11 protein-coding genes are annotated in these 13,624 nt (G+C 72.8%); 7 read left to right on the top strand and 4 right to left on the bottom strand.

Going from position 1 to position 13,624, the window contains the following annotated elements; all coding sequences use genetic code 11:
* Positions 1-59 precede the first annotated feature (59 nt).
* Complete coding sequence (locus ACFV9T_RS07750) at positions 60-1,259, bottom strand: copper amine oxidase (protein ID WP_385437441.1); 1,200 nt, start codon at positions 1,257-1,259, stop codon at positions 60-62.
* A 14-nt stretch (positions 1,260-1,273) separates the two neighbouring features.
* Entirely contained in the window at positions 1,274-2,116 is an 843-nt protein-coding gene (locus ACFV9T_RS07745) for a hypothetical protein (protein ID WP_385437439.1), read from the bottom strand.
* Positions 2,117-2,572: 456 nt separating this feature from the next.
* Between ACFV9T_RS07745 and ACFV9T_RS07740 the strand changes: the two genes are divergently transcribed.
* From ACFV9T_RS07740 to ACFV9T_RS07730, 3 genes are all read left to right on the top strand, one after another.
* Positions 2,573-2,911, top strand: a complete 339-nt coding sequence (locus ACFV9T_RS07740; RefSeq protein ID WP_385437437.1) for a helix-hairpin-helix domain-containing protein — start codon at positions 2,573-2,575, stop codon at positions 2,909-2,911.
* A 126-nt stretch (positions 2,912-3,037) separates the two neighbouring features.
* Positions 3,038-3,355: a hypothetical protein gene (locus tag ACFV9T_RS07735; RefSeq protein ID WP_385437436.1), complete on the top strand. Its 318-nt coding sequence runs from the start codon at positions 3,038-3,040 to the stop codon at positions 3,353-3,355.
* A gap of 9 nt (positions 3,356-3,364) precedes the next feature.
* Positions 3,365-3,994: a YigZ family protein gene (locus ACFV9T_RS07730; protein WP_385437435.1), complete on the top strand. Its 630-nt coding sequence runs from the start codon at positions 3,365-3,367 to the stop codon at positions 3,992-3,994.
* Positions 3,995-4,053: 59 nt separating this feature from the next.
* Here the strand turns inward: ACFV9T_RS07730 and ACFV9T_RS07725 are convergent, their stop codons facing one another.
* Positions 4,054-5,553, bottom strand: a complete 1,500-nt coding sequence (locus ACFV9T_RS07725) for an ATP-binding protein (RefSeq protein ID WP_385437434.1) — start codon at positions 5,551-5,553, stop codon at positions 4,054-4,056.
* Positions 5,550-6,350, bottom strand: coding sequence for a response regulator transcription factor (locus tag ACFV9T_RS07720; RefSeq protein WP_385437433.1), 801 nt, complete (start codon positions 6,348-6,350; stop codon positions 5,550-5,552). Before ACFV9T_RS07720 ends, ACFV9T_RS07725 begins: the two co-directional genes overlap by 4 nt.
* Positions 6,351-6,524: 174 nt before the next feature.
* Here ACFV9T_RS07720 and ACFV9T_RS07715 point away from each other — a divergent pair, with 174 nt between their 5' ends.
* The 4 genes from ACFV9T_RS07715 to ACFV9T_RS07700 form a co-directional block, all read left to right on the top strand.
* Positions 6,525-7,127, top strand: coding sequence for a carbonic anhydrase (locus ACFV9T_RS07715; RefSeq protein WP_385437431.1), 603 nt, complete (start codon positions 6,525-6,527; stop codon positions 7,125-7,127).
* A gap of 146 nt (positions 7,128-7,273) precedes the next feature.
* Positions 7,274-9,205 (top strand): SulP family inorganic anion transporter, encoded by a 1,932-nt coding sequence (locus tag ACFV9T_RS07710; protein WP_385437430.1) that lies wholly within the window; start codon positions 7,274-7,276, stop codon positions 9,203-9,205.
* Positions 9,206-9,357: 152 nt separating this feature from the next.
* A complete protein-coding gene (locus ACFV9T_RS07705; RefSeq protein WP_385437428.1) occupies positions 9,358-10,521 on the top strand; it encodes an exonuclease SbcCD subunit D in 1,164 nt (387 codons plus the stop codon).
* Positions 10,518-13,624, top strand: a 3,107-nt coding sequence (locus ACFV9T_RS07700; RefSeq protein WP_385437426.1) for an AAA family ATPase, incomplete at its 3' end; no start/stop codon positions are given. The genes ACFV9T_RS07705 and ACFV9T_RS07700, both read left to right, overlap by 4 nt.

Below are 13,624 nucleotides of genomic sequence, written 5' to 3'. Positions count from 1 at the left end.
CCTTGCCGAGGATGGAAGAGACGGGAGGGAAGGGGAAGGACACGGACAGGCCCGGCCGGTCACGGCAGCCTGCTCATGGACGTGACGTCCCGGGGGACGATCCGGAAGCTCTGCCAGTGCGTGGGCATCGGGTCCTCGTCCTCGTCCCGGGGCACGTGGTGGTAGTCGACGCTGACCCAGGCGACCGGGTCGGTGATCTTCTCGCCGTTGGTGTACTTGTCCACCGAGGCGGCGCAGCCCTTCGCGGTGTTGCCGTAGGCCAGCCGCTCGCACTCCCGGTACTGCGAGAAGTACACGTCGTGGTGCGTGAACTTCTCGGTGTCGGCCGGGCCCCGGTACTGGTCGCTGTCGCCGTTGTCGATCTCCCAGGACATGGGGTGGCCGTCGTCGTTCTCGGCCTTCGGGTTCATCACCCGCCAGAAGCGGGCGGGCGCCAGGTCCGCGCCCGTCTCCTTGGACAGCACGGTGCGCTTGGTGGTGCGCTTGGGTGTGCCGCTGCCCTCGAAGTCGTACTGCTCGACGACGTTCTGCGACTGGCCGTTCACATCGAAGTCCAGCCGCCAGAAGATGTTGTGCGAGTGGTTCTCGCTGAACCGGGTGGAGCCCACGCCGGTCGGCCAGCCGCTGGTGGCGTCGGAGAACGCGAACGGCGAGAGGGAGCCGGTGGCGCCCGCGCGCGGGGTGATGGCACCGTCGTCGGAGAAGTGCCACTCCATGATGTAGTCGTACCAGCCGATCTCGGACACCGAGAACACGGTCAGATCGGTTCCGTGCCGCACGGCCTTCTCCACCGAGCTCTTGTACGCGAACGGCCGCGGCTGCTCCTGGCTGCACATCACGGGGGTGTCCTGGTAGTTCCCGAGCTTGCCGGTGGGGCAGTCGTCCTTCGACAGCTTGGTGAGCGTGCCCTGTTCGAGGTCGCCGAAGCCGATGGACGAGACGTCGTAGAAGCGCGGCTGACCGCTGTCGTAGGGCACGTGCACCTCGGCGAGTGATGCCTTCTTGAGCACGCGGGTCGGGGTACCCCGGTTGGGCGTGTACGTCACATCGCTCAGCTCCACGCCGGTGCTGCGGTCGATGTTCCAGCACATCTGCCAGCGGGCGCCGTTCTTGAGCGTCTGGTCGATGCGGTCGGCCTTGGGGCAGGAGGGCTCCGCCGAGGCCTTCCGGGGAGCGGCGGACGCCGGGCCCGGCACCCACAGCGTCAGCAGACCCACCACGGCCATGAGCACACGGGCACGCCGAAACGAACTGAACACGAACGAAGCTCCCCTCACAGGCCGATGACGGCGGTGCGCCCGGCCGAGAGATCGATGACGATCCTGCTGGTGTCGATCCACTTGCCGCCCGGTACGCGCACGAAGAGCTGTACGCAGCGGTGGGCGCCGCACCGCGACACCTGCTCGGCGCCCTTGACGCCCTCGGCACGGGACCCGAGGAACGCCATGCCCTGGATCTTCAGCTGCGAGGGCGAGGTCAGCCGCTTCTTCGTCTCCGCCTTATAGGCGGCGCGCATCCCGTCCCCGAGACGGGGGTCGGCAAGGATGATTTTCACTGCCTGCCGGACCTCGGCCAGGGTGGGCGCGGGCTGGACCTTCTGCTGCCGGTCCGAGCGGAGGACCTTTCCGGAGCGCAGGTCGACGACCCGGGTGATCAGGCTGTCGGAGGCGTAGTCGTAGAGCTGGACCTCGGCCTCGCTGTCCGGGCCGGAGGCGGCCGTCTTGGCGCGCGGCGGACGGCGGGTGTCCAGCACCTCGGCGCCGGAACCGCCCGCGGCGTTCTTCTCCCCGTCCTGGGAGGTCTTGTCGGTGTTCTTCCCGCCCTGGGGTGTGGGCTGCCGCTCGGTGGCGGCCGCGACGGCGATCCGGGACGCCTCCCGGGTCTCGTCCGACGTCAGCGGCCCGGTGTGCGAGGCGACGTTGGCGGCCGGTTCCGACTGGCCGGGCGCGGGTGTTCCGGTCGCCTGCAGCGCCACCAGCCCCCCGCCGGTCAGCACCGCGGCCAGGCCCACGGCCGCGGATATGCGCCATCCCCGTTTCCGGTGGCCGCTCTCGTCGGCCGAACCGTCCCCAGTGGCGTTGATCGTCATCACCCAGCCGTTCCCGTTGTCGGTCAAGTGAGCCCCGGGCAGGGCTCAGTGACAGCACCGGCAGGCATCAAGGGGTGTGACCGCTGGGGCGTGCGTTCGCCGTCTCAGCCGTCTCATGCGGCTCATCCGCATGAATCGAGACGCTTCTTCACGCTTCTACGCCCAGCGCGCGCATCCCCCCGGACTCTGCGCTGTCCACTGTCGGCTCACGTTTTCACCCCTCCGGGCGCGGTAACAGTCGCATTTGTAATGAAGGCACCGTGAGAAACGCATGTGCCGGTGGGCAGCTTTTCGCCGAGTACCACGGTTTCAGGGGTGGGACGCGTGACATCCGGGGAATGCTGAGGGAGGCCCGGCGGCCGCAAAGTGTCCGGGAGCAAAGCCGGTTGGCGGAGGGTCTGCCATCATGCTCACATGAGCCATTTGATCACCATTCGCTGTGACATTTGTGGCGCCACTTGTACATCCGACGCGGCCGACAGCGTGAGCGCGGCACGAGCCGCCATGGTCCCGCTGAGCTGGGCCAGGACGCTCCGGGATGGCCAGGTGATCGATGTGTGCTCCGCGTGCCGCGTACGGGAAAAGGTGCCGGAAACGCTGGACCGGGAGGCCGGTTGCTCATGCGAGGGCGGCGAACTCTTCGACGTTCTGGGACACGACAGATTCGGGCATCGGCTGGCCAACACCTTGTTGCGGGCCGGTGTCGACAGTATCGAACGGCTGTCCAGTCTCTCCGCCCGGCAGTTGCGCGATCTGGACGGAATCGGAGCCGCGAGCGCGCGGCGCGCACTCAGCTGTCTCCGCGCCGAACCGGGCGGTTAGCGACGCCCTCGAACATTTCATCGGAACTGGAGTTCGGGGAGTGAGAAATCGGCCAAATGATCGATCCGTGCCCCTGTCCATGACCCGTACACCCATGACCCGTACACCGACTGTCGAGAGGTGAACGTGAACCCGATTTCCGCCGCCGCGTCCTCCAGCACCCCCATGTACACCAGTCGGCGGCACCGCGCGCTCTGGGTCGTGGCCGTGGTGTTCTCCGCCGGGCTGCTGGCGCCACCGCTGTTCCTCGGCGCCGCCCGGAAGGGGATCGTCCGGCACACCGTCCCCGCCGTCTACGCGGCGCTCATCTACCCCATCGCGCTGGGCAGGCAGTGGCTGCCCAACCCGGGCGACTGGATCTCCTGGACACTCGCCGCGGTGGTGCTCACCGCGGCGGCCCACGCCGCCCTCCTGGCCACCTCCCGCGAAGGAGCCGCGGCGTAGGGTGGCCGGATGCAGGAGCAGTACCGGACGGTCGCGCGCGAGGGCGTGCACGAGGTCGAGATCAACAAGTCCCGCTTCCTCTGCACGCTCGCGCCCGCCGCGACCGAGCAGGAGGCCCAGGAGGTCATCCAGCGGATCCGCAAGGAACACCCCACCGCCAACCACAACTGCTTCGCCTACGTCATCGGCGCCGACGGCGACGTACAGAAGGCGGGCGACGACGGCGAGCCGGGCGGCACCGCGGGCGTACCGATGCTGCAGATGCTGCTGCGCCGGGAGACGCGGTACGTGGTGGCCGTGGTCACCCGCTACTTCGGCGGGGTGAAGCTCGGCGCGGGCGGGCTGATCCGCGCGTACGGCGGCGCGGTCGGCGAGGCGCTGGACGCGCTGGGCACCGTCACCCGGAGGCGGTTCCGGCTGGCCACGGTCACCGTCGACCACCAGCGGGCCGGGAAGCTGGAGAACGATCTGCGCACGACGGGCCGGGTGGTGCGGGACGTCCGGTACGCGGAGGCGGTGACCATCGAGGTGGGGCTGCCCGAGGCGGACGTGGCGGCCTTCCGCGGCTGGCTGGCGGACGCCACGGCGGGGGCGGCCGGTCTGGAACTGGGCGGCGAGGCTTACGAAGAGGCCCCCTGAGGCCTGCGAGCAGGCCTCCAGGCATACGAAGACACCCCCCGGCGGAGGCTGATCCGGGGCTAGACCGGGGCCTGGGCGGCGGCGGTGGGCTCCGGGACGGATTTACGGCGCAGCTGCATTCTGGCCGGGCGCCCCGGGCCACCGGACTTGACCGGGGACCGCAGCCGGACCGCGGCGTCCAGCCCGCCGCCGGGGGCCGCGTTCAGCGTGGCTTCGCCGCCGCTGGCGTGGGCCAGCCGCTGGACCAGCGACAGACCGAGGCCGGTGCCGCCCTTGGGGGAGTCGGGCGCCCGCCAGAAGCGGTCGAAGGCCCGGCGGCGCTGTTCGGCGGTCATGCCCGGGCCCTGGTCGATGACATGCACCTCGACCCACGTGGCGCGGCCGTCCCGGTGCAGATGGCGGCGGTCCGGCGCGGGGACGCGCAGATCGAGGGTGACGGTGCTGCCCAGCGGCGAAGAACGCAGCGCGTTGGAGATCAGGTTGTCCAGGATCTGTTCGACGGCCCCGGGCACCGCGAGGGCGTGCCCGACCCGGGTGCCGCGCAGGACGAGATGGGCGTGGTGCTTCTGGAACATCGGGGTCCAGGTGCGCAGCCGCTCCGCGCACAGCTCGTCCAGGTCGACCAGCTCCGGGGTCACGGCGCCCTCTTCCATCCGCGCCATCGCCAGCAGCCCCCCGACCATCCGGGCCAGCCGGTCCGTCTCGGTCGTCGCGGCGGTGAGCTGGGGGCGGGCGTGCTCGGCGAGATCGGGTTCCATGTTGTCCAGGCGCAGCCGCAGCGCCGCGAGCGGCGTCTTGAGCTGGTGGGACGCCTCGGCCGCGAACGCGCGCTGGGCCTCCAGCAGATGGGCCAGCCGGGCGGCGGTCTGGTTGAAGGTGGCCGCCAGGCTGCGTACCTCCGGCGGTCCCGAGGTCACCGGGGCGGGTGTGGGGGCCTTGCCGTCGGCCAGCCGGTGCGCGAAGCGCTCCAGCTCCACGATGGGACGGCTGGTCCAGCGGGCGAAGACCAGCGCCACCACGGCGGCCCCGGTCAGGATCGCGAGCCCGGCCAGGGCCAGCAGCAGCCACGCGCGGTGCACCTTGGAGTGCACCGCGTCGGTGGGAACGGTGAGCCGGACCGCGCCCTGGAGCTGATTCCCGTGGACCACGGGAAGGGCGACGGAGAGGTAGCTGACGCCGCCGATGGTGGAGGTCCGTACGTCGACCGCGTCACGGCCGCCCAGCGCGGCCGCGATCTCGGGCCGGGACGTCACGTCCCGCGCCTGGTCGGCGGGGAGCGGATGGGAGGCGGCGAGCACTCTGCCGTCGGCGGCCACGATGAGCACCTCCCCGCCGATGCGCTCGGCGCAGTGGATGACCCGCGTCGGCAGTTCCCGCTCCTCCCGGCCCGCCATGATGGACAGGGACGCGTACGCGGACACCGACTCGGCCTCGTCCTCGGCCGCGGAGATGACCCGCTCCTTCTCGGACCGGCTGTAGATGTAGCCGAGCGGGATCTCGAAGCACAGCAGTACCAGGACGGCGAGGCTCAGATAGCCGAGCAGCAGACGACGGGTCACGGCCGGGCGGCCTCCGGAACTCCGGTGTGCACGGCGAGCCGGAAGCCGACGCCGCGCAGGGTCTGGATCCACGCCGGATCGCCGAGCTTGCGGCGCAGAGTGGCGACGTGCACGTCCAGGGTCTTGGTCGGCCCGTGGAAATGCGGGTCCCACACCCGATCGAGGATCTGCTGACGCGAGTACACGGCGCCGGGGTCCTCGGTGAGCAGGGCCAGCAGCTCGAACTCCTTCGGCGTGAGGGCCACCGGGGTGCCGCCCACCCACACCTGCCGGGTCCTGCGGTCCACGATCAGCGGCTCCTGGCCCTCCAGGGTCTGGTGGGTGGCCGGTGCCGGGGCCGGGGGCCGGCCGGGGGCCGGTTCCGGTTCGAAGACCGGCGGGGGAGGCGCGACGGTGGGCCTGGCCGCGGTCGCCATGGGGGCGCCGGGCGCGGTCTCGGCGCGCTGGGTGCGGCGGGTCACGGCGCGGATGCGGGCGATCAGCTCCCGCATGCTGAATGGTTTCGCCAAGTAGTCGTCCGCTCCCAGCTCCAGCCCGAGTACCCGGTCGGCCTCCTCACCGCGCGCGGTGAGCATGATGATGGGTACGTCGGAGACCTGGCGGATGCCACGGCAGACGTCGATGCCGTCCATGTCCGGCAGTCCCAGGTCGAGCAGAACGATGTCCCCGTACGGCCCTTCCAGCCCGGCGGCACCCGTACCGACATGACTGGCGGTGAGCCCGTATCGCCGTAACCCCTCGACGAGGGGCTCGGCGATCGTCTCGTCGTCCTCGATCAGCAGTGCTCGTACGGTCATGGGTCCTGTCTACCGCAGCGCCGGATGCGCGTCCCGGTTTTTGTAATGTTGCGAGTGCGGACCCGAATATTGGGGAAGAACTTGCAATGCTCTAGTGTCCGTTTAGCCCTCGTCTGACACACGCCTCCCTACGGTGAATGGCATCTGGTGACAATCACCCGTCAGGGAGGCACGATGCAGACTCTGCTCGAACATGCCCGCTCGTTCCGGCACCGGGAAGATTTCGACAGCGGCGCATACCGGAAACTGGCCGACGGGCAATCTCCGCAAGCCCTTTTCATCACCTGCGCGGATTCCCGGGTTATTCCGGCGCTCATCACGGGGGCCCGGCCCGGTGAGATATTCGAGCTGCGCAACGCGGGGAACATCGTTCCCCCGCACGGCAAGCAGGTGGTGTCCGGCGAGGTGGCCACCATCGAATACGCGCTGGAGGTGCTGGGCGTCCGGGACGTGATCGTCTGCGGCCATTCGCACTGCGGCGCGATGGGGGCGCTGGCCTCCGGGGCCGATCTGTCCCTCATGCCCGGCGTGGGCGCCTGGCTCGACGTCGCCCGGCCGGGGCTGACCCCGAAGCTCGGTTCCACCGAAGGGGCTCCGTGTGTAACGGAATTGGCCCAGCTGAATGTCCGTAATCAGCTCGACACCCTCAAGGAATACCCGGCCGCCCGGCGGCGCCTGGAGAATGGTCAACTGCGGCTGCACGGCTGGTTCTACCAGGTCGACAGTGCCGAGTTGTGGGAACTCGAAGCGGACGGCGATTTCCGGGTGCACTCATGACGACCGGACGCCATGCGCGGGGCCGGGCGTCCACGGAAGCGACCGGGCCGCCGCTATACGTCGACGACTGGCCCGCCCATACCCCCGCATATGCCCCGGATGACGGAACCGGTCCGGCAACGCAAACCTTCGAGCCGTTAAAAGGGATGGTTAAGACTCCCGGTGGCGGGGCCGGTGCTGGCCCCGTCACCGGGGCCGAACCCGGTGGCCGTACCGGCGCCGGTACGGAAGACGGCGCCGGGCGCGATCCCAAGGGGCGTGATCCCAAGGGGCGTGCCCCCAAGGGGCACGGCCCCCAGGGGCGCGGCCCCTTCGCCGGGGCCAACCTCGGCACCGAGATCAGCGCCTCGCTCGTCGTCTTCCTGGTGGCCCTGCCCCTGTGCATCGGCGTCGCCGTCGCCTCGGGCGCCCCCGCCGAACTCGGCATCATCACCGGCGTGATCGGCGGCCTCGTCGTCGGCATGACCCCGGGCTCCACCCTCCAGGTGAGCGGGCCCGCCGCCGGGCTCGCCGCGCTCGTCGCCGAGACGGTGGAGGCGCAGGGCATCTCCATGCTGGGCGTGATCGTGCTGGGCTCCGGAATCCTGCAGATCGTGCTGGGGCTGGTCCGCCTCGGCCGGATGTTCCAGGCCACGTCCGTCGCCGTCGTGCAGGGCATGCTCGCGGGAATCGGCCTGCCGCTGATGTTCAGCCAGGCGTATCCGCTGGCCGACAACGCGGCCCCCGGCACGGCCATCGAGAACATGCTCGGCGTCCCCGGCCTCATCGCCGACACCCTGGCGAACCCGCAGGCGGCCATCGCGGCCGGGCTCGGCATCGCCACGGTCGTCCTCAGCTTCGTCTGGAAGAAGGTGCCGGGGCCGCTCAACAAGGTCCCGGCCGCGCTGGTCGCCGTCGCCATCGGCATCGGTGTCGCCGCGCTGCCCGGCGTCGAGGTGAAGACGCTCCAGGTCGGCAATCTGCTGGCCGCGATCCAGGTCCCGGGCCCCGAACAGTTCGCCGGGCTCGCCGATCCCGCGATCCTCACCGCCATCGTCACCTTCACCGTCATCGCCTCGGCGGAGAGCCTGTTCACGGCCGCCGCTGTCGACCGGATGCACGACGGCAAGCGCACCCAGTACAACAAGGAGCTGATCGCCCAGGGCGCGGGCAATACCATCTGCGGCTTCCTCGGCTCGCTCCCCATGACCGCCGTCGTGGCCCGCAGCTCGGCCAACGTCCAGTCCGGCGCCAAGACCCGGCTCTCCCGTACGCTGCACGGCCTGTGGCTGCTGGCCTTCGCGCTGCTGCTGCCCAGCGTCCTCGCCCTGATCCCGATCTCGGTGCTGGCCGGTGTCCTCGTGCACAGCGGCTGGAAGCTGCTCGCCCCCGAGCAGTTCCCGAAGATGTGGCACCAGGACCGCGGCGAGTTCTTCGTGATGTCCGCCACCACGCTCGCCATCGTCGTCACCGCGCTGCTCGAAGGGGTGCTGATCGGGCTCGCGGCCGGGATCGTGCTGGCCGCGCTGCGGATGTCGCAGACCTCCGTCGAGCACTCCGTCGAGGGCGACACCGCCAAGGTGGTCATGAAGGGGAACGCCACCTTCCTGCGGCTGCCGAAACTGATCGACGCGCTCGAAGCCGTCGGCGCCGCCGGGACGGAGCGGATCCGGCTCGACCTGATGGGCGTCACCCATCTGGACCACGCCTGCCGCAACCAGGTCGAGGAGTTCGTCGCGCAGAAGCGGGCCACCCCCGGTGTGCGGGTGGAGCTGCTGATGCCGAATGAGCTGAACGCGCCGAAGGCGGCCAAGGAGCCGGACCCCGCGCCCGAACCGATGGCCGAGTCGATGGCCGACGCGGCCGCCGGTCCCGGCCCCACCGCCGAGTGGTACTACCTCGACCCGCGCCCGGTGGACGGCCACCGGGAGGGCCCCTACCCCGGTTCTCACGACGGCTCCCACCACGGGTACGACACGGGCTACGGCACCGGCGTCGGCGGGGGCTACGGCACTGGGTTCAGCACCGGCAACGGCACCGCCTACCCCGAGGGCGTCGACCTCTTCGACGACCACCGGTGGGGTGAGACGCGCAGGTAACACAGGTACACACGGGTACAAAAGCGAGGTCCGTGCGGACCCGGGCACCGATCGCGGTTAACGTGGTCGGTGCCCGTAGCGCTGATCCGGTACGGGCGCGTTGCTGATCACCGGGGTGGAGGAAGGACAAGCGTGCGGGTCGGAGTCGATCGTTGAGAATTCTGCACACCTCCGACTGGCACCTCGGGCGGTCCTTCCACCGCGTCAGCCTGCTCGCGGCGCAGCGGGAGTTCCTCGACCACCTCGTGGCGACCGTGCGGGAGCGGGAGGTGGACGCCGTTCTCGTCGCGGGGGACGTCTACGACCGGGCCGTACCGCCGCTGGCCGCCGTCGAACTCTTCGACGACGCGCTGCACCGGCTCGCCGACCTCGGCGTGCCGACCGTCATGATCTCCGGCAACCATGACTCCCCGCGCCGGCTGGGCGTCGGCGCCGGGCTCATCGAGCGGGCCGGGATCCATCTGCGCACCGACCCCGCCGGATGCGGCACCCCCGTCGTCCTCGCCGACCGCCACGGCGACGTGGCGTTCTACGGTCTGCCGTACCTCGAACCCCGCCTCGTACGCGAGGAGTTGGGCGCCCGCGACGCCGGGCACCCGGCCGTCCTCGGCGCCGCCATGGACCGGGTGCGCGCCGACCTCGCCGCCCGGCCGCCCGGCACCCGGTCCGTCGTCCTCGCGCACGCCTTCGTCACCGGCGGCGCGGTCAGCGACAGCGAACGGGACATCACGGTCGGCGGCGTCGCCTCCGTCCCTGCCGAGGTCTTCGACGGCGTCGACTATGTGGCGCTCGGTCATCTGCACGGCTGTCAGACCCTCACCGAGCGCGTCCGCTACTCGGGCTCGCCGCTCGCGTACTCCTTCTCCGAGGCCACGCAGCGCAAGTCGATGTGGCTCGTCGAGCTGAACGCGGAGGGCGCGATCGGCGCCGCCGAGCGCGTCGACTGCCCCGTACCGCGCCCCCTGGCCCGCCTCCGGGGGCGGCTGGACGACCTGCTCGCCGACCCGGATCTCGCCCGGCACGAGTCGGCGTGGGTCGAGGTGACGCTGACCGATCCGGCGCGGCCGTACGAGCCGATGGCCCGGCTCGCGGAGCGCTTTCCGCAGGTCCTGACCCTGGTCTTCGACCCGGAGCGGCCGCCCGAGGATCCGCTCGCCTCCTACGCGCAGCGGCTGCGCGGCCGTACGGACCGGGAGATCGCCGAGGACTTCGTGGCCCACGTACGGGGCGGGCGGGGCCCCGACGCGGGGGAGTCCGTGCTGCTCGGCGACGCCCTCGAAACCGTCCGCGTGGAGGGGGAGGACGACCCGCGATGAGGCTCCACCAGCTGACCGTCACCGCCTTCGGCCCCTTCGGGGCCACGCAGCGGGTCGACTTCGACGACCTGTCCGCCGCCGGGCTCTTCCTGCTGCACGGGCCCACGGGCGCGGGCAAGACGTCCGTCCTCGACGCCGTCTGCTACGGCCTGTACGGGCAGGTGCCCGGCGCCCGGCAGGGCAGCGGCCTCTCCCTGCGCAGCGACCACGCCGAGCCGCTGACCCCGACCGAGGTCGTCCTCGAACTCACCGTCGGCGGACGGCGCCTGGAGATCACCCGGCGGCCCGAGCAGCCCCGGCCCAAGAAGCGGGGCACCGGCGTGACCCGCGAGAAGGCGCAGAGCCTGCTGCGCGCCTACGACCCCGACTCCCGCACCTGGAAGGCGCTCAGCCGCTCGCACCAGGAGATCGGCGCGGAGATCGAACAGCTGCTGGGCATGAGCCGGGATCAGTTCTGCCAGGTGGTGCTGTTGCCGCAGGGCGACTTCGCCCGCTTCCTCCGCGCGGACGAACCGGCCCGGGCCAAGCTGCTGGGACGGCTCTTCGACACCAGCCGCTTCGCCGCCGTCGAGGAACGCCTCGCCGAGCTGCGGCGGGCCGCCGAGAAGCGGGTCCTCGGCGGCGACGAACGGCTCCTCGCCCTGGCCCACCGCATGGCCCAGGCCGCGGGCCGCTCCGCCGAACTGGACGCCCACCCGCTCCCGGACGCCACCGCCGGGGAACCGGGGCTGGCCGGAGCCGTCCTGGAGTGGGCCGCCATCGCCCGCGCGGGCGCGCGCGAACGGCGCGACATCACTGCGTCCGCGCTGCGCGGAGCCGAAACCGTGCACGAGGCCGCCCGGCGGGCGGCCGACGCGGAGAGTTCGCGCGCCGAGCTGCAGCACCGCCACGCCGAGGCGCGCCGCCGCGCCGACGACTTGGAGCAGCGCCGCGCCGAACGCGACCGCCTCCACGCCCTGTTGGACCGCGCCCGCGCCGCCGACGCCGTGACCCCGGCCCTGGACCTGCGCACCGCCGCCGCCGAAGCGCACCACCGCGCGACCGCCGCCGAACGCCAGGCCCGCACCCACCTGTCCACCGACCCCACCCTCCCGACCCACGTCCCACCCCAGCGCCCCGCCCCTGACGGCCGTACGGCGACTGGCCACGAGGCCCCCGGCCCGGACGGCGACGCCGCCGGACAGCCGCCGCCCGAGCACGCCACGGGGCAGGCGAGGCCGCAGCCCAGCGCGGATGACGCGCCGCCTGCCGAGGCGGGCGGCGCGGTGCCGCACGCGCGGGGCGTCGCGGGGTCCGGCGACACCACGCCGGACGGCCCGGCCGCCGGGCAGGCGGTGCCGCAAGCCGCCGAGGCGGGCGATGCGGTGCCGCACGGGCGTGCGGCTCATCCGTCCGGCCATGGGGCGTCAGCCCGGTCCGCCGGGCGCGGGACCGCCGCCGGGCAGGCGGGACCGGAGGCTGCCGATTCGGGCGGTGCGATGCCGCAGGGCCGTGGTGCTCAGCCGTGCGGCGCGTCGCGTGGTGACGGGGCCGCGGTCCACGCGGACACAACCGGAGCACACGAGCACGCCGCAGGCGGCGCTCAGGGCGACGGCAGGTCGTTCGGCGACACGGGGGCTGTGCCCCCGGAGCGGGGTGCTGCGGAACAGGAACCCGGCGACGGGTTGTCGGTCGGGCAACGGGGGGCTGCGCCTGCCGAGGCGGGTGGTGCGGTGTCGCACGCGCGTGGCGTCGCGGGGTCCGGCAACGCCGCGCGGGGCGGGCGAGATGCCGTGTCGCCGCAGGTGTCCGGCGACGGCCCGTCGACCGGGCCCGCTGCCGGGCAGGCGGGCGATGCGGTGCCGCACGGGCGTGCGTCCGGCGAGCCGCGTGCCCACGGGGGAGAGGCCCAGCCGCTCGGCGGGGAAGGTACGGCAGGGGCCGTCGCGGCGGAGCTGCCGCCGCAGGCTTCCGGCGATGGGGCGTCAGCCCGGCCCGTCGGGCAGGCGGGACCGGAGGGTGTCGGGGCGGGCTGCGTGGTGCCGCACGCCGCAGGCGGCCGCGGCCGGGCGCTCGCCGAGGCCGGGGTTGAGTGGCTGGCTCGGGTGGAGCAGTGGGTGCGGGGGGAGTTGGGGGCGTTGGCGGCGGCTCGGCGGGGGGAGGCTCGGGTCCGGGCCGTGGTCGCGGAGATCGCCGAGCTGGACCGTGAGGCGCGGGCCGATGACGAGGCCGTCGAGGAGGCCGCCGAATGGCTCGCCGGGTGGGAGCCCGCGCGGCTCGCGCATCAGGCGCGTATCGAGGCCGCGCACGAGGCCGCCACCCGGGCCGAACAGCTCGGCGCGAGCATCGAGCCCGCCGAGCGGCGGCTCGACGCCGCCCGCGAGCGCGACCGGCTCGCCGCCCAGGCGGAGCGGGCCCGGGAGGAGGCGTTGCGGTGCCGGGAGCGGTCGGGCGCCGCCCGGGAGGGCTGGCTGGACCTCAAGGACCGGCGGCTGCGCGGGATCGCCGCCGAGCTGGCGGCCGGGCTGCGCCCCGGCGAGCCGTGCGCGGTGTGCGGGGGCTGTGAGCACCCGAGCCCGGCGCGCCCCGGGACCGGGCATGTGGACCGTACGGCGGAGGAGGCCGCGCTGGAGGCGTACCAGCGGGCCGAGGCGGGCCGCGAGGAGGCCGAGAGCCGGTCGCAGCGGCTGAAGGAGGCGCTGGCGGGCGCCGAGGCCGGGGCGGACGGCGGCGCGGTGCGCGAACTGGACCGCGCCCTGGCCGAGTTGCGCACCGCGTACGCCGGGGCCCGCACCGCGGCCGCCGACGGGCGCGACGCCCGCGCGGCCCTCGACCGGGCCGAGGGCGAGCACGCCCGGCGGCTGGCCCAGCGGCAGGAGGCCGAGCGGCGCTCTGCGGCCCGTACGTCGCACCGCGAGGCGCTGGCCCGGGAGCGGGCCGCGCTGCTGGCCGAGCTGGAAGAGGCCCGCGGCGGGGACGCCACGGTGGCCGACCGCGCGGCGCGGCTGGAGCGCCAGGCCGCGCTGCTGGCACGGACGGCCGAGGCGGTACGCGACGCCGAGGCCGCCGCGCGGCGGCTCAAGGAGGCCGACGCGCATCTCGCCGACGCCGCGTACCGCGCGGG

It is taken from the genome of Streptomyces sp. NPDC059850, assembly GCF_042731515.1.
Taxonomy (GTDB): Bacteria; Actinomycetota; Actinomycetes; order Streptomycetales; family Streptomycetaceae; genus Streptomyces.
Note: the sequence above shows the minus strand (reverse complement) of the source record. Positions and strands in the feature narration are given on the sequence as shown.

Excerpts from the sequence above, each read along its gene's own strand:
- ACFV9T_RS07730 (WP_385437435.1), top strand. The coding sequence starts at position 3,365 with ATGCAGGAGCAGTACCGGACGGTCGCGCGCGAGGGCGTGCACGAGGTC.
- ACFV9T_RS07720 (WP_385437433.1), bottom strand. The coding sequence starts at position 6,350 with ATGACCGTACGAGCACTGCTGATCGAGGACGACGAGACGATCGCCGAG.
- ACFV9T_RS07715 (WP_385437431.1), top strand. The coding sequence starts at position 6,525 with ATGCAGACTCTGCTCGAACATGCCCGCTCGTTCCGGCACCGGGAAGAT.
- ACFV9T_RS07710 (WP_385437430.1), top strand. The coding sequence starts at position 7,274 with ATGGTTAAGACTCCCGGTGGCGGGGCCGGTGCTGGCCCCGTCACCGGG.